At 37.8% G+C, this 26545-nt stretch carries 35 protein-coding genes and 3 pseudogenes; 29 read left to right on the forward strand and 9 right to left on the reverse strand.

The window, feature by feature from the left end:
- The 5 genes from grpE to dnaJ all read left to right on the forward strand — a co-directional run.
- On the forward strand, positions 1 to 122 hold a 122-nt coding region (grpE, locus tag RWM06_RS05030), incomplete at its 5' end, for a nucleotide exchange factor GrpE (RefSeq protein ID WP_313970354.1).
- Between the two features lie 254 nt (positions 123 to 376).
- Positions 377 to 2200 carry a molecular chaperone DnaK gene (gene dnaK, locus RWM06_RS05035; protein ID WP_000034661.1) on the forward strand — a complete coding sequence of 608 codons (1824 nt, stop codon included), beginning with the start codon at positions 377 to 379 and terminating at the stop codon, positions 2198 to 2200.
- A gap of 17 nt (positions 2201 to 2217) precedes the next feature.
- On the forward strand, positions 2218 to 2460 hold the full coding sequence (locus RWM06_RS05040; protein WP_000999833.1) for a hypothetical protein: 243 nt from the start codon (positions 2218 to 2220) through the stop codon (positions 2458 to 2460).
- Positions 2461 to 2530: 70 nt separating this feature from the next.
- Positions 2531 to 3163, forward strand: coding sequence for a DJ-1/PfpI family protein (locus tag RWM06_RS05045; RefSeq protein ID WP_313970328.1), 633 nt, complete (start codon positions 2531 to 2533; stop codon positions 3161 to 3163).
- A gap of 263 nt (positions 3164 to 3426) precedes the next feature.
- Positions 3427 to 4563 (forward strand): molecular chaperone DnaJ, encoded by a 1137-nt coding sequence (gene dnaJ / locus RWM06_RS05050; RefSeq protein WP_001066319.1) that lies wholly within the window; start codon positions 3427 to 3429, stop codon positions 4561 to 4563.
- 441 nt (positions 4564 to 5004) lie between these two features.
- Here dnaJ and RWM06_RS05055 read toward each other — a convergent pair whose 3' ends face one another.
- Together RWM06_RS05055 and RWM06_RS05060 are read right to left on the reverse strand one after the other, a co-directional pair.
- A complete protein-coding gene (locus tag RWM06_RS05055) occupies positions 5005 to 5292 on the reverse strand; it encodes a hypothetical protein (protein WP_000777755.1) in 288 nt (95 codons plus the stop codon).
- A gap of 9 nt (positions 5293 to 5301) precedes the next feature.
- Positions 5302 to 5712 carry an HIT family protein gene (locus RWM06_RS05060; RefSeq protein WP_070479738.1) on the reverse strand — a complete coding sequence of 137 codons (411 nt, stop codon included), beginning with the start codon at positions 5710 to 5712 and terminating at the stop codon, positions 5302 to 5304.
- 67 nt (positions 5713 to 5779) lie between these two features.
- Here RWM06_RS05060 and RWM06_RS05065 point away from each other — a divergent pair, with 67 nt between their 5' ends.
- Both RWM06_RS05065 and RWM06_RS05070 read left to right on the forward strand, forming a co-directional pair.
- The gene (locus RWM06_RS05065; RefSeq protein WP_313970329.1) at positions 5780 to 6511 is read left to right on the forward strand and encodes an ABC transporter ATP-binding protein; all 732 of its coding nucleotides are present in this window, start codon (positions 5780 to 5782) and stop codon (positions 6509 to 6511) included.
- Positions 6508 to 7557 (forward strand): ABC transporter permease, encoded by a 1050-nt coding sequence (locus tag RWM06_RS05070; RefSeq protein ID WP_313970330.1) that lies wholly within the window; start codon positions 6508 to 6510, stop codon positions 7555 to 7557. The genes RWM06_RS05065 and RWM06_RS05070 overlap by 4 nt, the downstream gene beginning before the upstream one ends.
- A 61-nt stretch (positions 7558 to 7618) precedes the next feature.
- Here the strand turns inward: RWM06_RS05070 and RWM06_RS05075 are convergent, their stop codons facing one another.
- Positions 7619 to 7948, reverse strand: a complete 330-nt coding sequence (locus RWM06_RS05075) for a hypothetical protein (protein WP_004261043.1) — start codon at positions 7946 to 7948, stop codon at positions 7619 to 7621.
- A gap of 383 nt (positions 7949 to 8331) precedes the next feature.
- Here RWM06_RS05075 and RWM06_RS05080 point away from each other — a divergent pair, with 383 nt between their 5' ends.
- The 3 genes from RWM06_RS05080 to RWM06_RS05090 are packed head-to-tail and all read left to right on the forward strand — an operon-like array spanning position 8332 to position 10766.
- Positions 8332 to 8670 carry a LytTR family DNA-binding domain-containing protein gene (locus RWM06_RS05080; RefSeq protein WP_313970331.1) on the forward strand — a complete coding sequence of 113 codons (339 nt, stop codon included), beginning with the start codon at positions 8332 to 8334 and terminating at the stop codon, positions 8668 to 8670.
- A gap of 4 nt (positions 8671 to 8674) precedes the next feature.
- Entirely contained in the window at positions 8675 to 9412 is a 738-nt protein-coding gene (locus RWM06_RS05085) for a LytTR family DNA-binding domain-containing protein (RefSeq protein WP_313970332.1), read from the forward strand.
- Positions 9413 to 9425: 13 nt separating this feature from the next.
- Complete coding sequence (locus RWM06_RS05090) at positions 9426 to 10766, forward strand: sensor histidine kinase (RefSeq protein WP_313970333.1); 1341 nt, start codon at positions 9426 to 9428, stop codon at positions 10764 to 10766.
- A gap of 44 nt (positions 10767 to 10810) precedes the next feature.
- On the opposite strand, the gene blpC is transcribed toward RWM06_RS05090, so the two are convergent.
- The 3 genes from blpC to blpA are packed head-to-tail and all read right to left on the reverse strand — an operon-like array spanning position 10811 to position 14548.
- Positions 10811 to 10966 carry a quorum-sensing system pheromone BlpC gene (blpC, locus tag RWM06_RS05095; protein ID WP_313970334.1) on the reverse strand — a complete coding sequence of 52 codons (156 nt, stop codon included), beginning with the start codon at positions 10964 to 10966 and terminating at the stop codon, positions 10811 to 10813.
- Positions 10967 to 11022: 56 nt separating this feature from the next.
- Positions 11023 to 12384, reverse strand: a complete 1362-nt coding sequence (locus RWM06_RS05100; RefSeq protein WP_313970335.1) for a bacteriocin secretion accessory protein — start codon at positions 12382 to 12384, stop codon at positions 11023 to 11025.
- Between the two features lie 10 nt (positions 12385 to 12394).
- Complete coding sequence (gene blpA / locus RWM06_RS05105) at positions 12395 to 14548, reverse strand: peptide cleavage/export ABC transporter BlpA (protein ID WP_313970336.1); 2154 nt, start codon at positions 14546 to 14548, stop codon at positions 12395 to 12397.
- Positions 14549 to 14916: 368 nt separating this feature from the next.
- Between blpA and RWM06_RS05110 the strand changes: the two are divergent.
- Positions 14917 to 14988, forward strand: a pseudogene (locus tag RWM06_RS05110) (IS200/IS605 family transposase); the annotation flags it as partial.
- A gap of 127 nt (positions 14989 to 15115) precedes the next feature.
- Here the strand turns inward: RWM06_RS05110 and RWM06_RS05115 are convergent.
- From RWM06_RS05115 to RWM06_RS05125, 3 genes are all read right to left on the reverse strand, one after another.
- A complete protein-coding gene (locus RWM06_RS05115; protein ID WP_313970337.1) occupies positions 15116 to 15331 on the reverse strand; it encodes a hypothetical protein in 216 nt (71 codons plus the stop codon).
- Between the two features lie 11 nt (positions 15332 to 15342).
- Positions 15343 to 15558, reverse strand: coding sequence for a hypothetical protein (locus RWM06_RS05120; protein WP_313970338.1), 216 nt, complete (start codon positions 15556 to 15558; stop codon positions 15343 to 15345).
- Positions 15559 to 16099: 541 nt separating this feature from the next.
- On the reverse strand, positions 16100 to 16456 hold the full coding sequence (locus RWM06_RS05125) for a hypothetical protein (RefSeq protein ID WP_313970339.1): 357 nt from the start codon (positions 16454 to 16456) through the stop codon (positions 16100 to 16102).
- A 394-nt stretch (positions 16457 to 16850) separates the two neighbouring features.
- On the opposite strand from RWM06_RS05125, the gene RWM06_RS05130 reads away from it, so the two are divergent.
- The 18 genes and pseudogenes from RWM06_RS05130 (at position 16851) to trmB (ending at position 26438) form a co-directional block, all read left to right on the forward strand.
- Entirely contained in the window at positions 16851 to 17036 is a 186-nt protein-coding gene (locus RWM06_RS05130) for a hypothetical protein (protein WP_000603122.1), read from the forward strand.
- A gap of 16 nt (positions 17037 to 17052) precedes the next feature.
- Positions 17053 to 17247 carry a hypothetical protein gene (locus RWM06_RS05135; protein ID WP_313970340.1) on the forward strand — a complete coding sequence of 65 codons (195 nt, stop codon included), beginning with the start codon at positions 17053 to 17055 and terminating at the stop codon, positions 17245 to 17247.
- A gap of 9 nt (positions 17248 to 17256) precedes the next feature.
- A complete protein-coding gene (locus tag RWM06_RS05140) occupies positions 17257 to 17454 on the forward strand; it encodes a hypothetical protein (protein ID WP_000521218.1) in 198 nt (65 codons plus the stop codon).
- A gap of 382 nt (positions 17455 to 17836) precedes the next feature.
- Positions 17837 to 18439, forward strand: a complete 603-nt coding sequence (locus RWM06_RS05145) for a CPBP family intramembrane glutamic endopeptidase (RefSeq protein ID WP_000151808.1) — start codon at positions 17837 to 17839, stop codon at positions 18437 to 18439.
- A 96-nt stretch (positions 18440 to 18535) separates the two neighbouring features.
- Positions 18536 to 18850 (forward strand): annotated as a pseudogene (locus RWM06_RS05150) (role in replication).
- Between the two features lie 16 nt (positions 18851 to 18866).
- Positions 18867 to 19298, forward strand: a complete 432-nt coding sequence (locus RWM06_RS05155) for an immunity protein (RefSeq protein ID WP_313970355.1) — start codon at positions 18867 to 18869, stop codon at positions 19296 to 19298.
- A 189-nt stretch (positions 19299 to 19487) separates the two neighbouring features.
- Positions 19488 to 19718: a Blp family class II bacteriocin gene (locus RWM06_RS05160; RefSeq protein ID WP_050390363.1), complete on the forward strand. Its 231-nt coding sequence runs from the start codon at positions 19488 to 19490 to the stop codon at positions 19716 to 19718.
- A gap of 51 nt (positions 19719 to 19769) precedes the next feature.
- Positions 19770 to 20139, forward strand: a pseudogene (locus tag RWM06_RS05165) (immunity protein).
- A gap of 165 nt (positions 20140 to 20304) precedes the next feature.
- A complete protein-coding gene (locus RWM06_RS05170; protein ID WP_313970341.1) occupies positions 20305 to 21342 on the forward strand; it encodes a thioredoxin domain-containing protein in 1038 nt (345 codons plus the stop codon).
- A 311-nt stretch (positions 21343 to 21653) separates the two neighbouring features.
- On the forward strand, positions 21654 to 21881 hold the full coding sequence (locus tag RWM06_RS05175) for a Blp family class II bacteriocin (protein WP_313970342.1): 228 nt from the start codon (positions 21654 to 21656) through the stop codon (positions 21879 to 21881).
- A gap of 14 nt (positions 21882 to 21895) precedes the next feature.
- Positions 21896 to 22216, forward strand: coding sequence for a hypothetical protein (locus RWM06_RS05180; RefSeq protein WP_049531421.1), 321 nt, complete (start codon positions 21896 to 21898; stop codon positions 22214 to 22216).
- A gap of 28 nt (positions 22217 to 22244) precedes the next feature.
- Positions 22245 to 22649 carry an immunity protein gene (locus RWM06_RS05185; RefSeq protein ID WP_313970343.1) on the forward strand — a complete coding sequence of 135 codons (405 nt, stop codon included), beginning with the start codon at positions 22245 to 22247 and terminating at the stop codon, positions 22647 to 22649.
- Between the two features lie 82 nt (positions 22650 to 22731).
- Positions 22732 to 23115 (forward strand): immunity protein, encoded by a 384-nt coding sequence (locus RWM06_RS05190; RefSeq protein ID WP_313970344.1) that lies wholly within the window; start codon positions 22732 to 22734, stop codon positions 23113 to 23115.
- Positions 23116 to 23151: 36 nt separating this feature from the next.
- A complete protein-coding gene (gene blpZ / locus RWM06_RS05195; protein WP_313970345.1) occupies positions 23152 to 23400 on the forward strand; it encodes an immunity protein BlpZ in 249 nt (82 codons plus the stop codon).
- 30 nt (positions 23401 to 23430) lie between these two features.
- The gene (locus tag RWM06_RS05200) at positions 23431 to 24045 is read left to right on the forward strand and encodes a type II CAAX endopeptidase family protein (RefSeq protein ID WP_313970346.1); all 615 of its coding nucleotides are present in this window, start codon (positions 23431 to 23433) and stop codon (positions 24043 to 24045) included.
- Between the two features lie 193 nt (positions 24046 to 24238).
- A complete protein-coding gene (locus tag RWM06_RS05205) occupies positions 24239 to 24850 on the forward strand; it encodes a type II CAAX endopeptidase family protein (RefSeq protein WP_313970347.1) in 612 nt (203 codons plus the stop codon).
- A gap of 161 nt (positions 24851 to 25011) precedes the next feature.
- Positions 25012 to 25806 carry a cell cycle regulator CcrZ gene (ccrZ, locus tag RWM06_RS05210; RefSeq protein WP_060806124.1) on the forward strand — a complete coding sequence of 265 codons (795 nt, stop codon included), beginning with the start codon at positions 25012 to 25014 and terminating at the stop codon, positions 25804 to 25806.
- Entirely contained in the window at positions 25803 to 26438 is a 636-nt protein-coding gene (gene trmB, locus RWM06_RS05215; protein WP_001266094.1) for a tRNA (guanosine(46)-N7)-methyltransferase TrmB, read from the forward strand. Before ccrZ ends, trmB begins: the two co-directional genes overlap by 4 nt.
- Positions 26439 to 26545: the final 107 nt, after the last annotated feature.

Below are 26545 nucleotides of genomic sequence, written 5' to 3' on the forward strand. Positions count from 1 at the left end.
CCATCCAAACTCTCCCAGCAGACGATGAACACCCAGCAGATACCATCGCCCAAGTCTTCCAAAAAGGCTACAAACTCCATGACCGCATCCTACGCCCAGCAATGGTGGTGGTCTATAACTAGTTTAGAAAACTTGACAAAACTTGTCCGAAACGACAATAAACTATGAAGAAAGATAAAAAGTTGTTCAACTTTGCAATAGTGAGCGAAGCGAACCAAAGATGATACTCTTCGCCGTGGCGCTATCTGCGCAAACTTTGAGACCCTAGGCTCAAAGTTTAGTCAAAGAGATTGACGAAGTCAAGCTCTGACGGCGCCGCCACTTAAGAAGAGTATCTAAAAGAAAAGTAGAATATAAAATTTAAGGAGAAAAACACATGTCTAAAATTATCGGTATTGACTTAGGTACAACAAACTCAGCAGTTGCAGTTCTTGAAGGAACTGAATCAAAAATCATCGCAAACCCAGAAGGAAACCGCACAACTCCATCTGTAGTCTCATTCAAAAACGGAGAAATCATCGTTGGGGATGCTGCAAAACGCCAAGCAGTCACAAACCCAGATACAGTCATCTCTATCAAATCTAAAATGGGAACTTCTGAAAAAGTTTCTGCTAACGGAAAAGAATACACTCCACAAGAAATCTCAGCAATGATTCTTCAATATTTGAAAGGCTACGCTGAAGATTACCTTGGTGAAAAAGTAACTAAAGCAGTTATCACAGTTCCAGCTTACTTCAACGACGCTCAACGTCAAGCAACAAAAGACGCTGGTAAAATCGCTGGTCTTGAAGTAGAACGTATCGTCAACGAACCAACTGCAGCAGCTCTTGCTTACGGTTTGGACAAGACTGACAAAGAAGAAAAAATCTTGGTATTCGACCTTGGTGGTGGTACATTCGACGTATCTATCCTTGAATTGGGTGACGGTGTCTTCGACGTATTGTCAACTGCAGGGGACAACAAACTTGGTGGTGACGACTTTGACCAAAAAATCATCGACCACTTGGTAGCAGAATTCAAGAAAGAAAACGGTATTGACTTGTCTACTGACAAGATGGCAATGCAACGTTTGAAAGATGCGGCTGAAAAAGCGAAGAAAGACCTTTCTGGTGTAACTTCAACACAAATCAGCTTGCCGTTTATTACTGCAGGTGAGGCTGGACCTCTTCACTTGGAAATGACCTTGACTCGTGCTAAATTTGACGATTTGACTCGTGACCTTGTAGAACGTACAAAAGTCCCAGTTCGTCAAGCCCTTTCAGATGCAGGTTTGAGCTTGTCAGAAATCGACGAAGTTATCCTTGTTGGTGGTTCAACCCGTATCCCAGCCGTTGTAGAAGCTGTGAAGGCTGAAACTGGTAAAGAACCAAACAAATCAGTAAACCCTGATGAAGTTGTGGCTATGGGTGCTGCTATCCAAGGTGGTGTGATTACTGGTGATGTTAAAGACGTTGTCCTTCTTGACGTAACACCATTGTCACTTGGTATCGAAACAATGGGTGGAGTCTTTACAAAACTCATCGACCGCAACACTACAATTCCAACTTCTAAATCACAAGTCTTCTCAACAGCAGCAGACAACCAACCAGCCGTTGATATCCACGTTCTTCAAGGTGAACGCCCAATGGCAGCAGATAACAAGACTCTTGGACGCTTCCAATTGACAGATATCCCAGCTGCACCTCGTGGAATTCCTCAAATCGAAGTAACATTTGACATCGACAAGAACGGTATAGTATCTGTTAAGGCCAAAGACCTTGGAACTCAAAAAGAACAAACAATTGTCATCCAATCAAACTCAGGTTTGACTGACGAAGAAATCGACCGCATGATGAAAGATGCAGAAGCAAACGCTGAAGCAGATAAGAAACGTAAAGAAGAAGTTGACCTTCGTAACGAAGTAGACCAAGCAATCTTTGCGACTGAAAAGACAATCAAGGAAACTGAAGGCAAAGGATTCGACGCAGAACGTGACGCTGCCCAAGCTGCCCTTGATGACCTTAAGAAAGCGCAAGAAGACAACAACTTGGACGACATGAAAGCAAAACTTGAAGCATTGAACGAAAAAGCTCAAGGACTTGCTGTTAAACTCTACGAACAAGCCGCAGCAGCGCAACAAGCTCAAGCAGGAGCAGAAGGCGCACAAGCAACAGGAAACGCAGGCGATGACGTCGTAGACGGAGAGTTTACGGAAAAATAAGATGTTGAGGTATTGATATGAATGATAGAATTGAATTGGAACTCATCTCTGATGAAACTCATGAAAATGGTACATATGATGAAAGAGTGAGGACTTATAAATGCCCTTGTGGTCAAGGAACTGTTGTCTGGTCTAAAGAACGTCCGAATGGTAGTGGTTACGGTTATGAAGCAACCTTTTCAGATGCATTTTGCTATTGTGACAATTGTGAAGATAAATATGATGTTAGTAAATGGAAAGGCTATGCGATTCCGTTATAAATCATAAAGTATAGAAATCCAGAGGTTGCAACCCAGCCTCTGTTTTTCGATAAAATAGAGGATGTTGCGTATGAAAAAAGTACTTTGTGTCATTTATCCTAATTTTTCTCTTTATGAGATAACTACTTTAACAAGTACTTTAGCTCTGTCTTTTGATATCATGATTGATTATGTAGCTTCTGAGAATTCGATGGTGGTCTCTGAGGATGGTTTGTCCTGTCAACCGACGAAAACATTGGATCAGATCCGTATAGAAGATTATTCTTGTATGATTTTGCCAGGAATGGTAAATATAGGTCCTGCTCTACAAGATGAGAAATTGATTTCGTTTTTGAAAGGTCTCAATGAGCAAGATGTCTTAATTGCCGCCATTTCTTCAGCGCCTCTTTTATTGGCGAAGGCAGGTTTGTTGAACGACACGAAATTTACAGGTGGAATTTGGCAAAACTTCTTTGACTATTTTGAATTTCTTCCACATGAGAATTTCCGACCGAAAGTTCTTGTCCAAGATAAACAAATTATTACGGCTATTGGTTTTGCACATCAAGAGTTTGCAAGAAAAGTGATTTTCGGTTTAGGGTTGGCAGAGAATACGGACAACTATTTTAAAGAACAGAACGAGTATGCTGAAGAGGATTTGATTTTTACTCTATCGGACAAAGAGTTTGATGAAGTGAAGCAGAGTATAGAAAACATCCTCTAAAGATTTACATGAAAATTATAGAAAGGAACAAGGGTGTTCGTAACTGAACACGGGTTCCCAAATTTCTTACTCAATATAAAAGAAAGGAATTGAACCCGACCTAAATCGAGGTTTCGTTCCGTAATATTAACAGAAAGGAATAAGGGTGTTCGTAATTGAACTCGAGCGGAAAGCTTGGAAATTAGATAAACCTCCTAAGAAATCAGGATTTCTTGTCGGTTTCCTAAATTTCAGTCGCTTTCTGTTCGCTCTTAGTATCTTGTATGAACAATACTGAATTTTATGATCGTCTGGGGGTGTCAAAAAACGCTTCGGCAGACGAGATCAAAAAGGCTTATCGTAAGCTTTCAAAAAAATACCACCCAGATATCAATAAGGAGCCTGGTGCTGAGGAAAAATACAAGGAAGTTCAGGAAGCCTATGAGACTTTGAGTGACGACCAAAAACGTGCAGCCTATGACCAATATGGTGCTGCAGGAGCCAACGGTGGCTTTGGTGGTGCTGGTGGTTTCGGCGGTTTCAATGGGGCAGGTGGCTTCGGTGGTTTTGAGGACATCTTCTCAAGTTTCTTCGGCGGAGGCGGTGCTTCACGCAATCCAAATGCTCCTCGTCAGGGGGATGATCTCCAGTATCGTGTGAACTTGACCTTTGAAGAAGCTATTTTTGGAGCTGAAAAAGAAGTTAAATACAACCGTGAAGCAAGCTGTCGTACATGTAATGGCTCTGGTGCTAAGCCAGGAACAAGTCCAGTCACTTGTGGACGCTGTCACGGTGCTGGTGTCATTAACGTCGATACGCAGACTCCGCTTGGTATGATGCGTCGCCAAGTAACCTGTGATGTCTGTCATGGTCGCGGAAAAGAAATCAAAGATCCATGTACAACATGTCACGGAACAGGTCATGAAAAACAAGCCCATAGTGTACATGTAAAAATCCCTGCTGGTGTGGAAACTGGTCAACAAATTCGCCTAGCAGGCCAAGGTGAAGCAGGCTTTAACGGTGGACCTTACGGTGACTTGTATGTAGTGGTTTCTGTGGAAGCCAGCGATAAGTTTGAACGTGAAGGAACGACTATCTTCTACAATCTCAACCTTAACTTTGTCCAAGCAGCTCTTGGTGACACAGTTGATATCCCAACGGTTCATGGTGATGTTGAATTGGTTATCCCAGAGGGAACTCAGACTGGTAAGAAATTCCGTCTACGTGGAAAAGGAGCTCCGAGCCTTCGTGGAGGTGCAGTTGGTGACCAATACGTTACCGTTAATGTCGTAACACCGACAGGCTTGAACGACCGCCAAAAAGCAGCCTTGAAAGAATTCGCAGCTGCAGGTGATTTAAAAGTCAATCCAAAGAAAAAGGGCTTCTTTGACCATATTAAAGATGCCTTTGAAGGAGAATAAAAGTAAAAAGAGCCGTTGGGCTCTTTTTGTTTATAGATTTTTTAAGACTTTCCTTAAGTAATGACGGACGGTAGCGACCTTCTTCGAAGTTCCATACCTAAACTTTGAGCCCAGGTCTCAAAGTTTCCGAACACCTGAAACCAAACTATTTCAGGTGTTTTCATTACGGCGGAAAGTCTGGGAAAGTATTTGATTTGGTTATAAAACGGTGAATAATACTCTTCAAAAATCTCTTCAAACCACATCAGCGTCGGCTTGTCGTATATATGTTACTGACTTCGTCAGTTCTATCCACAACCTCAAAACGGTGTTTTGAGCAGCCTAAGCCTAGCTTTCTAGTTTGCTCTTTGATTTTTATTGAGTATGAGTTACCTAAATTATGATGTATAGTTGATGGGATATAACTTGTTTATGTTTTAAAAAAGAGCCGACTGGCTCTTTTTACTTATCTTCAAGTTCCTGTGTTTCTTTGATCACAGCTAGTCTAGTCTGGATATCTTTTTCCAAGACCTTAAACTTGTAAGTCAGGTCTTCTTGGTATTCCTTGATGAGTTCTTTTTGCTGGTCAATGATTTGCAGGCTGTTTTGGATAATATCTACATCGTCCTTGATAGCTTGAACGCGGTCAGTGGTATTCAAGACTTCATCTGTGATGGTTTGGCGATTTTTTGTGACCAGATAACTTCCAGCTGCAGCTCCTGCAAATAGCAGTAGATTGGATAATTTCATGGCAACTCCTTAGGCGTTTTTGATAGTTTCAGCGACTTGAGCGAGTTTGTCAAAGTCTGGTTCGTGGGCGATAAAATCAATCTTGAGGTCATCGTCCGCACTGTAGCGAGGCACGAGGTGAACGTGGGTATGGAAGACTGTTTGGCCTGCGATTTCTTCACAGTTGGCAATGATATTCATACCAGCGGCCTTAGTGGCTTTCATGACTTTTTGAGCCACTGTTGGAACTTGGGCAAAGAGTTGGCTGGCGCTCGTAGCGTCCATCTCCAAAAGATTGCGATAGTGCTTTTTGGGTACGACTAAGGTGTGTCCTGGTGTCACTTGAGAGATATCAAGAAAGGCAAGAACCTGCTCATCTTCATATACTTTTGAAGCAGGAATTTCCCCTGCGATGATTTTACAAAAAATGCAATCTGACATAAAATCTACCTCTACTGTATTGAATTTTGATATAATATAGCTACATTATACCAGATTTGGAGAAAATATGTTAGAAATTAAAAACCTGACAGGTGGCTATGTTCATGTCCCTGTCTTGAAAGATGTGTCCTTTACTGTTGAAAGTGGGCAGTTGGTCGGTTTGATTGGTCTAAATGGTGCTGGTAAATCGACGACTATTAATGAGATTATCGGTCTGTTGACACCTTATAGTGGCTCCATCAATATCAATGGCCTGACCCTGCAAGAAGATGCGACAAGTTATCGCAAGCAAATTGGCTACATTCCAGAAACGCCCAGCCTGTATGAGGAATTGACTCTCAGAGAGCATATCGAAACGGTTGCTATGGCTTATGGTATTGACCAGAAAGTGGCTTTTGATCGAGTGGAACCTTTGTTAAAAATGTTTCGTCTGGACCAGAAATTAGATTGGTTCCCTGTTCATTTTTCAAAAGGGATGAAGCAGAAGGTCATGATTATCTGTGCTTTTGTGGTGGATCCGAGTCTCTTTATCGTGGATGAGCCTTTCCTTGGTCTTGATCCGCTGGCTATTGCAGACTTGATTCAACTTTTAGAAGTGGAAAAGCAAAAGGGCAAGTCCATTCTCATGAGTACCCACGTTCTGGATTCGGCGGAGAAGATGTGTGATGCCTTTATCATTCTTCACAAGGGAGAGGTGCGTGCCAAGGGGAATCTCCTGCAACTGCGCGAAGCCTTTGATATGCCTGAGGCTAGTTTGAATGATATTTACTTGGCTCTGACCAAAGAGGAGGAGCTATGAAAGACTTGTTTTTAAAGAGAAAGCAGGCTTTTCGGAAGGAGTGTCTTGGTTATCTACGTTATGTTCTCAATGACCACTTTGTCTTATTCCTGCTTGTCCTGTTGGGCTTTCTAGCCTACCAGTACAGTCAACTTTTACAACATTTTCCTGAAAATCATTGGCTTATCTTTTTGTTTGTAGGAATTACGTCTGTTTTACTTTTGCTTTGGGGAGGAATTGCCACCTATATGGAGGCTCCAGACAAGCTCTTTCTCTTGGTCGGAGAAGAGGAAATCAAACTCCATCTTAAGCGTCAAACTGGCATTTCCCTAGTCTTTTGGCTCTTTGTGCAGACCCTTTTCTTGCTATTGTTTGCGCCCTTATTTTTAGCAATGGGCTATGGCTTGCCTGTTTTTCTGGTCTATGTGCTTTTATTGGGAGTAGGAAAATATTTCCTCTTTCGTCAAAAGGCCAGCAAATTTTTCACTGAAAATAGACTGGACTGGGACTATGTTATTTCTCAAGAAAGCAAGCGTAAGCAAGTCTTGCTTCGTTTCTTTGCCCTCTTTACGCAGGTCAAGGGAATTTCAAACAGCGTCAAGCGTCGTGCCTATCTGGACTTTATCCTAAAGGCTGTTCAGAAGGTGCCTGGAAAGATTTGGCAAAATCTCTATCTGCGTTCTTATTTGCGAAATGGAGATCTCTTTGCCCTCAGTCTCCGTCTTCTCTTGCTTTCTTTGTTGGCGCAGGTCTTTATCGAGCAAGCTTGGATTGCGACAGCAGTGGTGGTTCTCTTTAACTACCTCTTGCTCTTCCAGTTGCTGGGCCTCTATCATGCCTTTGACTACCAGTATTTGACCCAACTCTTTCCACTGGACAAGGGGCAAAAGGAAAAAGGCTTACAGGCTGTAGTCCGAGGATTGACCAGTTTTGTTTTACTTGTGGAATTAGTTGTTGGGTTGATTACCTTCCAAGAAAAACTAGCCCTTCTAGCCTTACTGGGAGCTGGTTTGGTTTTACTAGTCTTGTACTTACCTTATCAGGTCAAACGTCAGATGCAGGACTAATATTGCTTATATGATATTAAAAAAGAAGTTGAGTTCAGTTTGTCTCAGCTTCTTTTATTTTCTACAAGATAATGGTTGGTCCATAGAGGCTCAACTTGGTCTTGACTTGGTCAAAGTGGAAACGGTCATAGGCCCGCCAAGCGGCGCGAGTTGGAGCATCTGGATCGAGAGCGCTGAGTCCCATGAGAAGACTGGAAGTCTGGTAAAATTTTTCCAGTTCAATTAAGACTCGATTATCCACTGTCTCAGCCTTGGCTAGAAAACCAAGAATAGAGTTTAGTTGCTCCTGAAAGCGGACGTCGTCAGCGGTTGCCTGTTTGCATGCTTGATAGGCTTTGTTTAAGTCAGTAATCAAAGTCTGAGCTCTTTTGATAGGGTCTGTATCTGTCATGAAAATTCCTCCTTTAATCTGGGTGCTAGTCTTGTTTCTAGCAACTGTATTTTGATACTGTCATTCTATCACTTTTATTTCCTTTTTCACCATCAAATCTTTAATTGTCATTGAAATGTCTTGAATTGCGCTGAGTGAATTTTATGATAAAATAGTTGTAAGATTATCATGCTTATCTGAGGGGCAAGACACCTTTCAGGAGCTTTCAAAGACTGTTTAGGATTTGGTGGGCTTGTGCTAGAACTTTTCTGTTATTCTTTTCTTATACTCAATGAAAATCAAAGAGCAAACTAGGAAGCTAGCCGCAGGCTGTACTTGAGTACGGCAAGGTGAAGCTGACGTGGTTTGAAGAGATTTTCGAAGAGTATTAGGAGGAGAATCCAATGAAACATATGATTATTCAGACACAGAAAACAGTCTATAAAGTAAACGTCGACGATATCTACTATATCCAAGCACATCCAACTAAAGCCCATACTGTAAAGATTGTTACAGAAGAGGCTAGTTTTAATATGGTTCAAAATTTAAGTAATCTTGAGGACCAATATGGAGAAACCTTGATGAGATGTCATCGAAATTGTTTGGTTAATCTTGATAAATTAAAATCGATTGATTTTCAAGAAAGAATCCTTTTTCTCGGAGAAGAAGGTCAATACGCTGTCAAGTATGCCAGACGTCGCTATAGAGAAATTCGTCAAAAATGGTTGAAAAAAGGAGAGTAGGAAGATGAGAGTATTTGTTTTAGAGGATGATTTTTCCCAACAGGCTAGGATTGAAACGACAATTGAGAAACTTTTGAAGGAACATCATATCATTCCTAGCTCTTTTGAGGTCTTTGGTAAGCCAGACCAGCTACTGGCAGAGGTGCATGAGAAGGGGGCCCATCAGCTATTCTTTTTGGATATTGAGATTCGAAATGAGGAGATGAAGGGTCTGGAGGTGGCTAGAAAGATTCGGGATCGAGACCCCTATGCCCTGATTGTCTTTGTGACGACTCACTCAGAGTTTATGCCCCTGTCCTTTCGCTACCAAGTGTCTGCTCTGGACTACATTGATAAGGCCTTGTCAGCTGAGGAGTTTGAGTCTCGTATCGAGACAGCCCTCCTCTATGCCAATGGTCAAGACAGTAAAAGTCTAGCTGAAGATTGCTTTTATTTTAAATCAAAATTTGCCCAATTCCAATATCCTTTTAAAGAGGTTTACTATCTCGAAACATCCCCAAGACCTCATCGTGTTATTCTCTATACCAAGACAGACAGGCTGGAATTTACAGCGAGTTTAGAGGAGGTTTTCAAGCAGGAGCCCCGTCTCTTGCAGTGCCACCGCTCTTTTCTCATCAATCCTGCCAATGTGGTGCATTTGGATAAGAAAGAAAAACTCCTTTTCTTTCCCAATGGTGGAAGCTGTATGATTGCGCGTTATAAGGTCAGGGAAGTGTCTGAGGCTATCAATAACTTGCATTGAGCTAGGAGAGTTTATGAATATTGCTTGGATATTATTATATACACTTATTACTAATGGGCTAGAAATTGTCATTTTCTTTAAGGTAGATGGAATTGGTCTCACTTTTGAGAGGATTTTTAAGGCCTTTCTTTTTAAGATACTGTTGGCCTTTGTTTTTGTAATGATTAGCCATATAGTAGGAAATACTTACCTATCTTATTTCACGACCCCCTTGTACGGTATAGGCTTGTCTTTCTTACTGTTAAGAGGGAACCCTAAAAAACTCCTTTTCTTTTATGGTCTCTTTCCAATGATATTGGTGAATCTCTTTCATAGAGGAGTCTCCTATTTTGTGCTTCCATTTTTGGGACAAGGGCAAGTATATGATGATTACTCTTTGATTTGGTTGTGTATAATAATTTTAAATTTCTTAATTTCTCTAGCCTTTTTGAAATGGTTGGACTATGATTTTACTAGCTTGAGAAATGAGATTCTAGATAAAGCCTTTCAAAAGTCCCTGACTAAAATTAACTGGATAATGGGGGCTTACTATTTGGTGATACAAACTCTGTCTTACTTTGAATATGAGCAAGGTATTCAATCAAAGACTGTTCGCCATCTCATCCTAGTCTTTTACCTCCTCTTTTTTATGGGGGTTATCAAGAAATTGGATACCTATTTGAAGGACAAACTCCGTGAGAGACTGGACCAAGAGCAGGTCTTGCGCTATAGAGATATGGAGCGCTATAGTCGACACATAGAGGAACTTTACAAGGAAGTACGGAGTTTTCGCCATGACTACACCAACCTCTTGACCAGTTTACGTCTGGGCATTGAAGAGGAGGATATGGAGCAGATAAAAGAGGTTTACGACTCTGTTTTAAAGGATTCCAGTCAGAAATTGCAGGACAATAAATATGACCTTGGGCGATTGGTGAATGTTCGGGACCGTGCCCTTAAAAGTCTCCTCGCGGGGAAATTTCTAAAAGCCAGAGATAAGAACATTGTCTTTAATGTCGAAGTTCCTGAGGAGATTCAGGTCGAGGGGATGAGACTGCTTGATTTTCTAACCATTGTGTCTATCCTTTGTGACAATGCTATTGAAGCCAGTGCAGAGGCTAGTCAATCTCATGTTTCAATCGCCTTTTTAAAAAGTGGAGCACAGGAGACCTTCATCATCGAAAATTCCATCAAAGAAGAAGGCATCGATATTTCTGAGATTTTCTCCTTTGGAGCCAGTTCTAAAGGGGAGGAGAGAGGTGTCGGTCTCTATACCGTTATGAAGATTGTGGAAAGCCATCCTAATACCAGTCTCAATACTACCTGTCAAGATCAAGTTTTTCGTCAGGTGCTTACTATGATACCTACAGAATGATGAAAAAAATAAGACCGAGAGTGCTTGTTTCTCGGTCTTATTCTTTATAGTTGTATTGGATGATGAAGTTCTTTCGTATTCTTATACTTAATTATATTAAGGTCGTATAAGATATCTTCCCACCATCCTCCACCTGTAATCTGGTTGAGTTCAGTAGTTGTTAGTTCTTGAAATGAAGTTAGGTTTTGATTCTTATCCATGTTATGATTCTCCTTTTTGATAAGATAATAAATAGTTATAGAGTGTTATCTGAAAATTAATCAGAATGGGTTAACATTTTATCTTTGAAATAATCAAAATATGTTTTCTTTGCAGTTACACTAGTGACGCGACCTTGTAAGCCATATTGGATGAGTTTACTATCCTCATTAGATAGTTTTGCAAGAGCGGTTAATTTAAAGAGATTTCCTTGCTCTGTTCTGGTAGGAGTTTGATCAATTGTTTGAAGTTGACCGATGATGGTAATGCCGTGATTTCCAATCTTCTCCAGTTTTAATCTTACAGTTTGTCCTTTATCTAGTAGAGGTAGATAGTCAGAAGATACGTAGTAAGTGATTAGTACTTCTTTTGTATCTGTGATGATAGGGAATATTTGAGCAATTTCTGTACCAGTTGGAATTCTATTTTTACCTTCAAATTCGCTGTTCAGATGAACGATACCTTTACTTGGAGCGGTTAAGGTATTGTTTTTTAAGCGCTGCGTTGCTTGATCTAGTTGTACTTTTAATTCTGTTAATTGATTCTCCACGGTTAGTTGTTGCTGAGAAGCTGTCTGTAAAAACTGAGTGCGGAGTACTTCAATTTTGGTTGCTAAACTATTATCATAAGTTGATACACTTCCGGTACCAGCTTGCTGAATTTTGAGGCTTGCGATAGATGATTCCAGACCTGCAATACTTTGATTAATTTGAGATAAAAATGGCTCTTCTGCAGTTCCTTGTGTTTGTCCTTGTGAGGCTACAAGGTAACGATTCAAAATTGACTGGTGTGGATTGCCAGTTGGTAAGCGTGCTCTGTTATTTATGATAGCATCTCTCAGCTCCTGGTATTCTCCAATTTGTTGTTGAACTTTTGTAATTTCTTGTTCGATGGCTGATGAACTGCTATTGGCAAGATTAGCTTGATTTGAAACTTCGGTGTTAGTCTTTGTGATACCCAGTTCAATATCATGGGATTGTTTAGTAAAATTCCTAAAGGTATTATGGTAGCCAAACTCATCCTCGCCAGAAAAAAGATCAGTCGCTTTTTCTAAGCTTTGTTTCAAAATTCCAAGTCCTTCTTTTTGCTTCTCAAGTCTTTGTAATTGAGTTTCTAAGGCAGTTTTCTGACTTTCTTCCATTGTTTCAGAGTATTTGATGAGTAAATCACCTTTTTCAACTACTTGATTTGCCACTAAATGATTAGCAAGGATAGGATTATCACTTGTTGACTGAATAGATGCAATGACACTTGTAGGGGCGATTTCTCCTTGGGAAGTAACAGTAATTTCTTTTGTAGCAACAAGGGAGAAAATCAAGATGAAAGTAAACAGTAATGAAAGAGGTATAATTAACACTGTCGCATAGTTATGGTAACGTCTCTGATAAAACTCGACGCTTCTAAAAAGATTAGGATTCATGACATTCTCCTTATTTATTGAATAGATGATGGTAGAAGCCTTGCGCCTGCATTAACTCTTGGTGACTACCAACTTCAATGATTTTCCCCTGGTCAAGAACAATGACACGGTTAGTTCGTTCGGCTATACTGAGACGATGGGCTACAAAGAGAATGGTTTTATCAGTGAGGGACATAAGATTATCTATAACTTTTTTCTCAGTCAAGACATCAAGACCGCTAGTAGCTTCATCTAGTATTAAAACAGGAGATTTAGTTAAAAGAGCACGAGCGAGGGCTATTCGTTGCTTTTGTCCTCCTGATAGACCAGCTCCATCAGAGAGCTGAGTTTGATAGCCCATAGGCATTCTTTCAATGTCTTGACGGATTTCAGCTAATTCACAAGCTCTTAGAATATCTTCTTGGCTAATCATATTATTACCACCCAAGGTTAAATTTTCTAAGATAGAGCCATTAAAGATATAGGCTTGTTGGGGAAGGTAATTAATATGACGGCGCAAGACTTTCTTATCAATGTTTTTAATATCCTGATGATTGATGGAAATATGTCCTTTGTAGGGTTCAAAGAAATTGACAATCATTTTGGCTAAAGTTGTTTTACCAGAACCACTAACTCCAACTAGGCTAACCTTATCTCCTTGTTTAATCGTGAGATTAATATCTGTTAAGGTATCTCGTCCAAAACCATACTTATAAGAAAGGTCATCAAATTCAATATCGCCCATCAAAAAATGTGAATGAACAGGGTTTTCTTGAACTTGAAATTCAGATTCGACTAGATAGACCTCGTTCAAGCGGTTATTAGCGACCTTCGCAGATTGGAGTTTGGTTTGGAGGTTGATAATATTTTCCATAGGAGTTGTAAAGTAAGAAAGAAGTGTGTTAAAGGTAATCAGCTGACCAATAGAAATTTTACTCGACATGACTAATTGAGCGCCAAACCATAGGATAAGGATATTCAGAACTAATTTTGTTCCCTGCTTTAAACTCGTTTGTAAAATAGAATACTTACTGAGCTTAAAGGATTTTTCCAAATAATCTACAAATTCGCTGTCTATATTTTGATAGCGATTTTCTTCACTCGTGAGCGACTTTATAGTTTCAATCCCGTTGATATCTTCGATAATGGCAGAGCTAACCATAGAATTACTTTGCATGACATCATGGTTCATTTTTTCAAAAGGCTTCATAAAAGAAAAGATGATGACCATGTATATAGGAATGGAAATAAGAGAAAGAAGGAAGAGATTAGGGTTTTGTGCCAGTAAGACGCCTCCTACAAGAATCAGAATAGAAACATCCAGAAAAAGAGAAAGAATGGTAGAAGCCAAGGCATCTATAATAGAGTTAGCGTCTGTGAACCGTGAAATGATTTCTCCTGTACGACGTGTCGCAAAGAAAGACATAGGAAGTTCAAAAATATGGCGAATATAGGATAAAATCACATCAATACTTAATCTCTGACTCAGAACAGTTAGGAGATAATCTCTGGAGAAGCTCATAATTTGTTGGAGGATATAGGTGATAACCAGACCAACTGAGATGATTCCTAAAGTTGATCTCATCTGATTTGGGATGTATTCATCCAAGATTCCTTGGAGATAATAAGAACCACCTATATTGATAATCGTGACCAATAAGCTTGAGAGAACAATGTAAGCAATGAGAGATTTTTGCTTGAAAATCAGAGGAAGGAAGCTTAGTAGCCCATTCTTTTTATCTTTATGGGGTTGATAGCTGGGTTTGGGAGCTAGAAAAATAGCTACTCCAGTCCATTCAGAGAAAAAGCGTTCTTTTGACATTTTGGTGATTTTTACAGAAGGGTCAGGATCACCAATAATCAGATAGTCTTTCTTTGTTTGATAGACAACATAGTAATGTTGGAGTTTTCCTTCTTTGTTAACGTGAACGATAAATGGATAGGGGACATCACTCATGTCAAATAGCGTTTTATCTGCTTGAACAGGTCTTGTTTCAAAGCCCATTTCATCAGCGGCTTTTACAATGCCAAGGGCAGTCGTTCCTTCTTTATTGGTCTTTGCAAGTTCTCTCAAGTGAGCTAGAGAAAAATCTGAACCATAGAATTTAGCAATCGAGGCTAAGGCAGCAACACCGCAGTCTCTAGCATCTATTTGAGGAACAAATGTACGTTTATAAGAAGTCATTGGCAATTCCTTTCATATAGTAGATAGGTATATTATGCCATAAAAATAAGTTCATATTTTACGAAATCTTGAATAGTCATTGAAACTTCCTGAATGGTAAAAAAGTTGGGTAGAAAATGAAGAAAATATTGCAACAATAAAACGCAATGTAAAGGTTTTTGTGTACTGATATTATGCGTTTTTCCTTATATTCAAGCTTTTTTGTCTAGATTTTTTTAAGTATTTCAGGTGATATGAAATGAAAAATTAGGTGTGTGAAATCCGATTATAGGGAAGTAAATGAAGCTACAATTAAGAAATGTAGTCAAGATTAAAGAAATTATCCAGTGGATGATTTCTTCACGAGTATGAAAATTTGAAAACGAGTAAAGCATGATATAGCACTAGATAAATTAAGTGTAAAAGAATATGAGGATCCCTTTAGGGATAGTGGTAAGTAATACTAAAGCCTCTTTGAGAGGCAAGTGACGAGTCAAGAGTAATAAGGCTTGAACAAAGTGAAAGCCAGCGTCTCTAGGCGCTGGCTGGTAATTTGGGCTTATATAACTTTCTAAATCATATGTATCTTTAATCTCCGTTTAAATATAAAGCAGTGCAATTATATCCCGTTAGGAAGCCAAAGCCTGCTGCAGAAACTAGCGCGACACCCCAGCCAATGGGACCTGTTATTGCTCCTACGCTAGCTATCGTACCTAGCGCACCACTCGCTGATAGCATACAGTCGGATACATTTCCTCCACCGACAACTTCTTCAAGAAAGTTTTCATTAATTTCCATTAACATTATTGTTCCTCCTAATTACCTTCATAATAGAGCGAAGTACATGACCAGCCTGTAGCGAAGCCAGCAGTACCAGCTGCTCCACCTAGCGCAGCTAGTGCTAACCACCCTGTTGGACCTGTAGCAGCAAGTCCAATTACTACTGCTGAAGCGACAATTCCGTTTACACAGTCATTCACATTTCCTCCACCGGAAATTTCTTCTAATTTATTGAAATTTAATTCTAACATATTTACTCCTTGTTCTTGCGTTTAATTTTAAAAAGTCCTATTATGGATAGAGTTATCATAGTTATTGAAGCTAAGCTGGTAAAGACAAATACTTTTGATTTTAATCCAATAGAAAATACTAATACACCATAAAAAATATTTGATACATAATAAATCTTATTTTTAACGACACTCACCTCTGAACATAGATTTTTGTCGTGTTGCAACTTTGACAAGTTTAGTATAGCATTGTTTTTTAAAATTTTTTATTCAAATCTTGAATTGTCATCGAAACATCTTGAATTGTAAAAAAGAAATGAAAAAGCAAGTAGGAAAAATACACTTGTCCTATAGAAACTACTTCGTATGAAATAAAAGACTTGTTTGATGACTATTGGAAGAAAGATTAGGCGGTCAAAAATTGAATTTTTAAAATTCTAACTTAAACATAGTTTTTTAGTCTTGGTATCTTTAAATCAGCTAAAACAATTCATAACAACACCTGTATATTATGGTTCAATACGATACCGAACAAGTATATAGTATTAAGAGGTCTTAAACGTTATTTCTGTCTGTTCTGATAGATTCTCATGATCGCAATAAGAATACCGGCTGTCCCACTTGCCAAAAATAGGAGGGTAATGATAATGTTGAGAATTTCAGGCGTCCTCTCTATTCTGTTAACAAGACGGAGTAGGGATATAACTGCCAACTGAATCAGGAGTATTGATTCTCCTCTTATCAATGAAGTCAGTTGGTTTTCAACTGCATATAAAAAGGCTGGTAGCATAACACAGGCTATAGCAATCACAAACAGATTGCCCCCTGTTTCTTCTCCCTTGTTCACCACGGAAATCATGAGAAGATTCGATGCTATAATCAACGTAGAACAGATGATAAAAAAGGATTTCTTATTCATATAGGACACCTCATATACTATGGTATTTTAGTTTGAACCCAAGAAATATTCTTCAAACTACTGTAACACCATCTCGCCGTAAAGCAGTACCGTCTGTGACTAGCTTCCTAGTTTTCTTCAAATACTGATTTTTTATTGAAGACAAGAAAGGTAAGCTCATTAACCATTATAGCAAAAAACAATGATAACATATATTATTTTTCGGTTTATGAATGATATTCGTTACTTTGGTAAGGAGAAAGTTTTTACAATTCAAGATGTTTCGATGACAATTCAAGATTTGGATGAAAAATTTTAAAAAACAATGATATACTAAACTTGTCAAAGTTGCAACAAGACAAAAAATAAAAATAAAAATAAAAATAAAAATAAAAATAAAATGGAGGTATTCATCATGATTTTACAATCTTCTGTATCCTTAAAAATTCTTGATGAGGATACACTTTCTGATATAGAAGGCGGAATTGCTTGGTGGGTTGGTCCAGCAGGATTTTTTGCTTATGGGATATTAGCTGGTTATACTGACGAGAAATGTATGATTGATAATGGAAATCACTGGTATTGTGTTAAGCTACCATAGAAGAAGGAGTAAAACAATGAAATATATAAAGGTATTAACAGATTCAAATTTAGAAAGAATACAAGGAGGAGACGATTTGATAAATTTTTATGAATTGGGAGAAAAAATAGGAAGATATTTAGCACACCGTCATCCAAATTCGGTTACTCTTCCAATGTGTTACGAATATGGTCCAGCTTATCCGGCGCCTGTTTTACCATGTAGAAAGTAGGGAAATAGAATGGGAAAAGTTACTATTATAGAATTATCGGAACTAGAATTGATTTATGGTGGTGACAGTCATGGTTCAATATTTCATCCTGACACTTGGGTGAGATATTTTGAATATGCTTTAACTCACCCGGGAAAAGGAGGGAATCTCCCTTTATGTGAAAACTATACACCTGCGTATCCAGGAAAAATTTTACCACAATGTTAAATTTTTATAAAACTATAGTTGAAAACACCTCAGGTTAAAGACAAAGTTTTATTATACTGTGTTTAGGTAAATTCGAATGATAGGTAAAGTTATCTGAGGAACTACTCTAGAAAAAAAGGAAATTCTAAACTTAGATTCGATTATATAGTCTCAAATATCCTAAGTATTGAAATTAGCCGTTTTCTGGTGCTTTATAGTAAGGTAGAGGAGTTTGTTAGTTTCAAACTTTGCTCGTAATGATTTGAAAAATTCCAATTTTCTTGTAGAAATTCACAAAAATTTAGATTGTCTATGTTTGGAATATCAGTAAAATGTATTTATAGAGAAAAAAATTTTTGAAGTTTAAGTTTTTAGTTACTTCAATTAGAGAGAGGTTGTATTTATGACTATTTTTAACAAATGTCATGCTGTGTTTGTTGGATTTTTAGCCTTTATAACAGTTACTACAGTAGGTTATACCATCAATCAAGGAGATTTTTTTCAAAACGAGTACCTATTTATTATCACAAAGACTTTCTGGATTTCACTGAGTGTTGCCTATGCGAAATGGTTTGATATGGTTTCGCTAAGAAGGTTAACGAAGAAAGAAATTCTACTTTTTATTGGAAGCTTTCTTATTTGTGTGCTGGTAAATATAGGTTATTATAGTTTTTTTACAGTCTCTTCTGGTGCTAGATATCAACACCTTGAGGCTACTAGTACAGGAATTTCCTTATCCTTTATTGCAAGCGTGACAGTTTTTGGGCCTATTCTGGAGGAATTTGTTTTCAGAGGTATCCTTCAAGGTGCGGTTTTTGAAAATTCTTGGTTGGGGCTTATACTGACTGCCTCTCTCTTCTCTTTCCTGCATGCTCCTTATGATGTTCCTTCGTTTATCTATTATCTATTTGGAGGTTTCATGCTGGGCTTTGCTTATAAAAAGAGTCAAAATCTATCGGTGCCTATTTTAGTTCATATCTGTTACAATTGTTTATCATTCTTGTAGTATATGTAAGTAACCAATATGATATAATATTGGATAAAAAATCTTAAAAAATAGGGAAATGGATACTATTACTGTTTAGATTAATAATATTAAATGATGTCACAATTTGAGATTGTGGATACTGAGAATTTTGCGAAAGTTGAAGAAGGTTTCGGAGGTTGGGAAGAGGAAGCTTTTCAAAAAAATTATATGGTTTGATTGGATAATCATCTGCGCATTCTAATGGTGGTTCTTAATACTTTTCTCGTAACTAATATCAAGTTTAGTCTGATTGGAACAGTTGTAGGAGGATTCGCTGGTTATAGTATGTATGTTCTTGGCTATCTAGGAGATTATCTTGACCTTACAAATCATAGAGTTGTTTCTTCCAAAACATTTCACAAAAGTTATAACATTTTAGAAAATGATTAGATATCATTTAATTGTAATGGAGAAATTGTTTCTGCTGATTGGGAAAGAAAAAATATTTGTAACAAAACGCAATGTATTCTTAGCGAGATTGTTCCTAGGTCAGTTTCCCGTGCTTGTCTCTACTTATCTGTTTCTATCTCGTCAGTTTTTAAATTTTTCCTTGGTTTTCCAATTTCTCTTAGTGGTTATCAACTTGGCTTCTATTTTGGTTACTGTTTACCTCACTAGGGAAATGAGGATAAGAGAATTTGAAGATGATGATTTGGTTAGTCCTAGAACCAATCAACTTATGTTCATCGGCTTGACAGGCTTTATGTCTATTATTTGTTTGTATAGAGGTATCATAGCAACAGAAACCTACCAACAAATAATCGCCTATATTGGCGCTGTTCTCTGCTTAATTATCATGCTTCTGCTTATGTGGGGCTTGAAGTATTATAAAAAGTAGAGCTTAATGAAGTATAAAGGGGTAAGTGTTTTCGAAATACTTACCTTTTTATAATGAATTTTTTTTGCAATTCAAGATGTTTCGATGACAATTCAAGATTTGGATGAAAAACTTTAACAAATAGTGCTATACTGAAATTGTCAAAGTTGCAACAGGACAAAAATTAAAAATAAAAAAGGAGTATTTGTCATGAATACAAAAATGATGGAACAATTTGAGATTATGGATACTGATGTGCTTGCTTGTATTGAAGGTGGCGGTTGGATAAAATGTGGACTCGGTGTAGTTGGAGGTGCATTGACTGGAGGAGTTGCTGGTGGTGCTGTGGGCACTGTAACGCTACCTATCATTGGTACTGTATCTGGAGCTGCTGCTGGTTTTTGGGGCGGAGCGGCAACGGGTGCTGCTACATTCTGTTAAAAATCGCTCTTCATTACTAAGCTGAATTTAGTTGGAATGGAGTAAATAATTATGAACAAGAAAAAGATAGTTTCAACTATAGTATTTTTAGTATTTATTATAATGTCAGTGGCTAATTTTTTTAGAGACTTAACCCCATTGCTATTCATTTTGAATATTATTGGCCTAACTTGTTTTTTAGTGTTAACATACATTAGCATAAAAGACATGATCTTAAATAGAAGTAAATGATGATTTGGTTAGTCCTAGAACCAATCAACTTATGTATATCGGCTTGACAGGTTTTATGTCTATTATCTATTTGTATAGAGGTATCACAGTAGCAGAATCCTATCAACAACTAATCGCTTATATTGGCGCTATTCTCTGCTCAACCATCATGCTTCTGCTCATTTGGGGGTTGAAGTATTATAAAAAGTAGAGCTTAATGAAGTATAAAAGAAAAGGGTAAGTGTTTTCGCAATACTTACCCTTTTATAATGAAGTTTTTGCAATTCAAGATGTTTCGATGACCATTTAAGATTTAGATGAATTTGTAATCTTAAATAAGGTAAGATAAAGATAACAAATGTAAAGGAGTATTCTTATGAAGAAACAAAATATAAAATCGCTATTACTTGTACCACTTGTATTTGCATCTATTACTACGGGTGTTGTATATGCAGAAGAACAGCCTACTACTTCATCTATTCGGGCGAATGACAGTTCTCTTGTGGCACCAGATTTGCAATCGGTTAAGGAAAAGGTGGAGCATAAACCTTCTGTTGTAACTCCCGAAGAGTATGAACAGAATGTTGCGGACTTTAAAAAGGTAGATATTGAAGCCGTTCGTCAATCTTTTACAGAGGATCAATTGGAACATACTATTTATTTTGGTAGAAAAACTTGCTCTCATTGTCGTCAATTTTCTCCTGAATTGAAAGAATTTAATAACTTGATTGAAAAGAAGTTAGAGTATTATGATTTGGATGGTAAGGATTTTGATGGGGAAGCGAGAGAGTTTCTATTTAAAAAAGTCGGTATTCCAGGAACACCAACAATTTTGTATTTAAAAAATGGACATCCGATATCTGGATGGGTTGGTGGCGGAGCAACTGCACAACAGGTGTATGATTATATGTACTTAAGAAACTCACCTAAGCAAACGGAGACAGTGAAATCTTCTGAGGAAACAGTAACTGAAAGTGTCCGTGATGAGAAAACTAGAAATGACAGCATGAGTATTAGTAATAAAGTTGTAAGTGACAGCAAAGGTATGAGTGATGAAAAAAGAACCGAAATGAAAATATCCAATGATAATCCCAATTCTAATAGTGAAAATAGTGGGAAAGTGGAGAGTACAAACTCAACTACTAAAGCTAAAACTACTCAATCTGGCAATTTAGCAATGTTGGACAATAAGAATCAATTGGAAACTCCCAAACCTATTTTTGATGATGCTCAAGAAAATAAAACTTCTTTAACTGATGTTAAGGGGACTGATTATGTAAGCGAATCTATTACTTCGAATGAAAAATTATTACCGAAAACAGGAGAGGAAGAAAGTTACCAACTGCTTCGAATGGCTGTCGCATTTTTTATGGCTTCTATAATGATTAAAGTGAAACAAAAAATTCATAAATAAAAATAGATGGTAAACAGGTGCAATGATATTATTTGTTTGTAATAACATATAGCTAACATTTGCCTATAGACAAGAGTGAGAAGATAGGTGTATTTATTTTATATATAAAAGATTATAACTGTATATGAACTGAATGATAAAAGGGTAAGTATTTACGAAATGCTTTCTTTTTCGATTATTTTAACGCCTCAAGATGTTTTGATGATAATTCAAGATTTGTATGCAAAACTTTAACAAATAGTGCTATACTAAAATTGCCAATTGCAACAGGATAACAATTAAAATTAAAAATAAAAAAGGAGGTATTCGTTATGAATACAAAAACGATGTCACAATTTGAAATGATGGATACTGATATGCTTGCTTGCGTTGAAGGAGGTTTCGGAGGCTGGGGAGATATGGTTGCTGGTTTATTGGGTGGGCTAGCACCTTCTCCAACTTTGGATCAATTAAATGGTAAGTGGCCTATTATACATTTTTCAAAACCATGTGGTCCATATGGTATAGGGGGAACTCCAAACTCATGTAATGGTATTTAAAAAGGATTGAAGCTATGAAGGCAAAATATGGGAATCAAATTGTTGATGTTTGGGAAATTGGTCAAGCAACTCCTAAACCAAGTTGGGTAGAGGAAGCTTTTCAAAAAAATTATATGGTTTGGTTGGATAATCATGTGCGCATTCTAATGGCAGGTCTCAACACTTCTCTCGCAACGAATATCAAGTTTGGTCTAGTTGGAACAGTTGGAGGAGGATTCGCTGGTTATGGAATGTATGTTCTTGGTTATCCAGGTGATTATATAGATGTCACCAATCATAGAGTTGTTTCTGCTAAAACATTTCACAAAAGTTATCAAATTTTAGAAAATGATTAGATATCATTTAATTGTAATGGAGAAAGCAATGAAAAAAATATTTTTTAAAAAACGGACCATCTTCCTTGCGAGATTGTTCCTAGGTCAGTTGCCCTTGATTGTCTCTACTTATCTATTTCTATCTCGTCAGTTTTTAAATTTTTCCTTGGTTTTCCAATTTCTTTTAGTGGTTATTAACTTGGCTTCTATTTTGGTCACTGTTTACCTCACTAGAGAAATGAGGATAAGAAAGTTTGAAGATGATGATTTGGTTAATCCTAGAACCAATCAACTGATGTTCATTGGTTTGACAGGTTTTATGTCTATTATCTGTTTGTATAGAGGGATTACAGCAGGAGAATTCTATCAACAATTAATTGCCTACATTGGTGCTATTCTCTGCTTGATTATCATGCTTCTGCTCATTTGGGGCTTGAAGTATTATAAAAAGTAGCTTTCTTTCCTCTTTTATCAGGATATTTGAGTAGAAGACTCTATTAAAAAGTTCGTGAAATAAATGAATGGAGGTATTTAATATGAAATACAGATTATTTCTTGTTATTTTCTTGAGCAGTATGTTGAATATTCTTTTAGGGACATTTTTACAAATCTCTAATGTATCGATTGGGTGGATTGTTCTCTACAGTGGATTGTTTGAAGCAGGAATTTTCCTTCTTGCTAATAAAGGGGTGGCGGTAAAAATCAAGGAAGTAGACATCCAAAACCGCTTTAAATTTATTTTTGGAAAAACCTTATGGTTTCAAATTCTTTTGCTCATCTTTTTAATGGTCAAACTTTATCTTGGTTTGGATGCGAAGCTGATTTTATTCTATGGACATATTTTCATTGTCTTTAATTCCTTAATGTATCTATTATCTAGTAGTCAGGTTAGCCTTAAAAAGAACAAACTGTTTTCTTAATCTTACAGCAGTAGAGTTTGTCAAGAGGAGGTCATCATGTATAAACACTTATTTTTCCTAGATTCAAAAACCTTAGACTGGTTGACACCCTATATTCTGGTCTTGGCTTCTGACACCATTGCTTTTAATGTTTTTGTGCTAACCTTTGTTTCTGTTGTGGTCTTTTATTTCCTGAATCCCATGCTAGCTTTCATAGTTATATTCTTAGGGGCTGGCTATGTGGTCGGATTTTGCTTACTAAAATGGTTTGTTTTGGAAAGACTAGAGTTAAAGGATGACTTGTAGGGAAGTCTGTTTGTTGAGGAGGATAGTTTTATGGTCATTTTCAATAAATGTCATGCCTTGTTTTTGGGATTTTTAGTATTTGCAATCGTTGGTGCAGCGGGTTATTCCATTAATCAAGGCGATTATTTTCAACACCAGTACACATTCATTGTTGTAAAGAGTCTCTTGCTTTTCCTTAGTTTTGGCTATGCGAAATGGTTTGATATGATTTCTTTGGGGATTTTAAGCAGGAAACAACTCTTGCTCTTCATTGGAATCTTTCTTCTCACTGTGCTGGTAAGTATTAGCTATCATGCTTTTTTCTCAGTTGTTTCTGGTGCTTCGGATCAACACCTTGAGGAAGCTAGTAAAGGACTTTCGCTTTCCTTTATTGTTAGTGCTACAGTTTTGGCACCTATCCAGGAGGAATTCATGTTTAGAGGGCTTCTTCAAGGTGCGGTTTTTGATAATTCTTGGCTGGGGCTTGTGCTGACATCCTCTCTCTTTTCTTTCATGCATGAACCTTATGATATTCCTTCGTTTTGCTATTATCTTTTCGGGGGCTTGTTTCTGGGCTTTGCTTATAAAAAGAGCCAAAACCTATGGGTTTCTACTCTAGTCCACATGTTTTACAACAGTTTGCCACTTTTAACTTATATTCAATGAAAATCAAAGAGCAAACTAGGAAGCTAGCTGCAGGTTGCTCAAAACAGTGTTTTGAGGTTGTGGATAGAACTGACGAAGTCAGTCACATATATAATTCAAGGCGACGTTGACGAGTATAAAATGGTTTGTTTTGGAAAGACTAGAGCGAAAGGATGACTTGTAGGGAAGTCTGTTTGTTGAGGAGGATAATTTTATGGAGTTTTTTGATAAATTTCATACCTTGTGCTTTGGATTTTTAGTATTAATAATCGTCATTACAGTTCCTTATACGATTAACCATGGGGATTTTTTTCAAAATGAGCCTGCACTGATTATTGTAAGTCTTCTTGTAACTTTGGTGAGTGTTGCTTATGCTAGAAAGTTTGAAATGATTTCTTTTGGGATGTTAAGCAGGAAAGACCTTTTGCTTTTTATTGCAATCTTTCTTCTAAGTGTACTTGAGACGCTGGTTTATATTCATTTCTTTGCTATTTCTTCTGGCGCAGGAGTTCAACACTTGACGGAAGTCAGCAGAGGAATTTCCCTTTCTTTGATTTTGACTTCCTCAGTTTTTGGACCCATCCAGGAGGAACTTATTTTCAGAGGACTTCTTCAAGGTGCGGTTTTTGACAATTCTTGGTTAGGGCTTGTGCTAACTTCCTCTCTCTTTTCTTTCATGCATGGACCTTCTAATGTCCCTTCGTTTATTTTTTATCTACTTGGGGGCTTGTTGCTGGGTTTTGCTTATAAAAAGAGCCAAAACCTATGGGTTTCTACTCTAGTCCATATGTTTTACAATGCTTGGCCACTCTTAACTTATTTATAAAAATTATGAAAAGGTAAGTAGGAGATTGTGCTTACCTTTTTCTTTCTATAATGATACCCGAGCCAATTGAGAGGCTTTTCTTTGAGAATCAGGTCTGGAGCGGTTGACGAATAGGCCAAAAACTAGTAGAATAGTAAGGAAACTTTATACGGAGGAAAGAAATGGATTTGGGTGATAATGAGCTAACACTGACTCCCATACCTGGGAAAAGTGGTAAGGCTTATATGGGTAGCTATCCTGATGGGAAGCGTATCTTTGTAAAAATGAACACCTCTCCAATCCTACCTGGTCTAGCTAGAGAACAAATTGCTCCACAATTATTATGGAGTCGCCGTTTGGCAGATGGGCGTGATATGTGTGCTCAAGAATGGTTGACAGGCAAGATATTGACCCCCTATGATATGAATCGTAAACAAATCGTCAATATTTTAACCCGTCTGCATCGCTCACGTCCGTTGATGACACAGTTGAGTCGGTTGGGCTATGCCATGGAAACACCTGTAGATTTACTGCAGTCTTGGCAGGAAACGGCTCCAGATGCTTTGCGTAAAAATCATTTTATCAGTGAAGTGATGGCTGATTTACGTCAGACTATTCCAGGATTTAGAGAGGACTATGCGACCATTGTCCATGGAGATGTACGACATAGTAATTGGATTGAGACAGATAGTGGCTTGATTTATTTGGTGGATTGGGATTCGGTTCGCTTGACCGATCGCATGTTGGATGTGGCCCATATGCTCTGCCATTATATTCCAGAACATCAGTGGAAGGAATGGTTGACCTACTACGGTTACAAGTACAATCAAACGGTATTAAATAAATTGTATTGGTACGGTCAATTGTCTTATTTGAGCCAGATTTCCAAGTATTATATGAACCAAGATTTAGAAAATGTCAATCGGGAGATTCATGGCTTGCGTCACTTCCGAGACAAGTATGGAAAGAGAAGATGAGAGTTAGAAATCGTAAAGGGGCGACAGAATTACTAGAGGCAAATCCCCAGTATGTGGTCCTCAATCCCTTGGAAGCCAAGGGGAAATGGCGGGACTTGTTTGGCAATGATAATCCCATTCATGTGGAAGTTGGAAGTGGAAAGGGTGCCTTTGTTTCAGGTATGGCTAAGCAAAACCCTGACATCAACTATATCGGGATTGATATTCAAAAGTCTGTTTTGAGCTACGCTTTGGACAAGGTGCTTGAAGTTGGAGTGCCTAACATCAAGCTCTTGTGGGTAGATGGTTCTGACTTGACTGACTACTTTGAAGACGGTGAGATTGATCGTTTGTATCTGAACTTTTCAGATCCTTGGCCTAAAAAACGCCATGAAAAGCGTCGTTTGACCTACAAGACCTTCTTGGATACCTTCAAGCGTATCTTGCCTGAAAATGGAGAAATTCATTTCAAGACGGATAACCGTGGCTTGTTTGAGTACAGCCTAGTGAGCTTTTCTCAGTATGGCATGAAGCTCAATGGTGTTTGGCTTGATTTACATGCCAGTGATTTTGAAGGCAATGTCATGACAGAATACGAGCAAAAATTCTCCAACAAGGGGCAAGTTATCTATCGAGTTGAGGCAGAATTTTAAGAAATAGCCTGAAATCAGGCTGTATAAGTGGTAAGTGTCTAGAGTTTTGAGAAATGTAGAAAGCATATAAATAAATGTAGAGAACGAGAAAATTCGTTCTCTTTTTT

It is taken from the genome of uncultured Streptococcus sp. (assembly GCF_963516575.1).
GTDB lineage: Bacteria > Bacillota > Bacilli > Lactobacillales > Streptococcaceae > Streptococcus.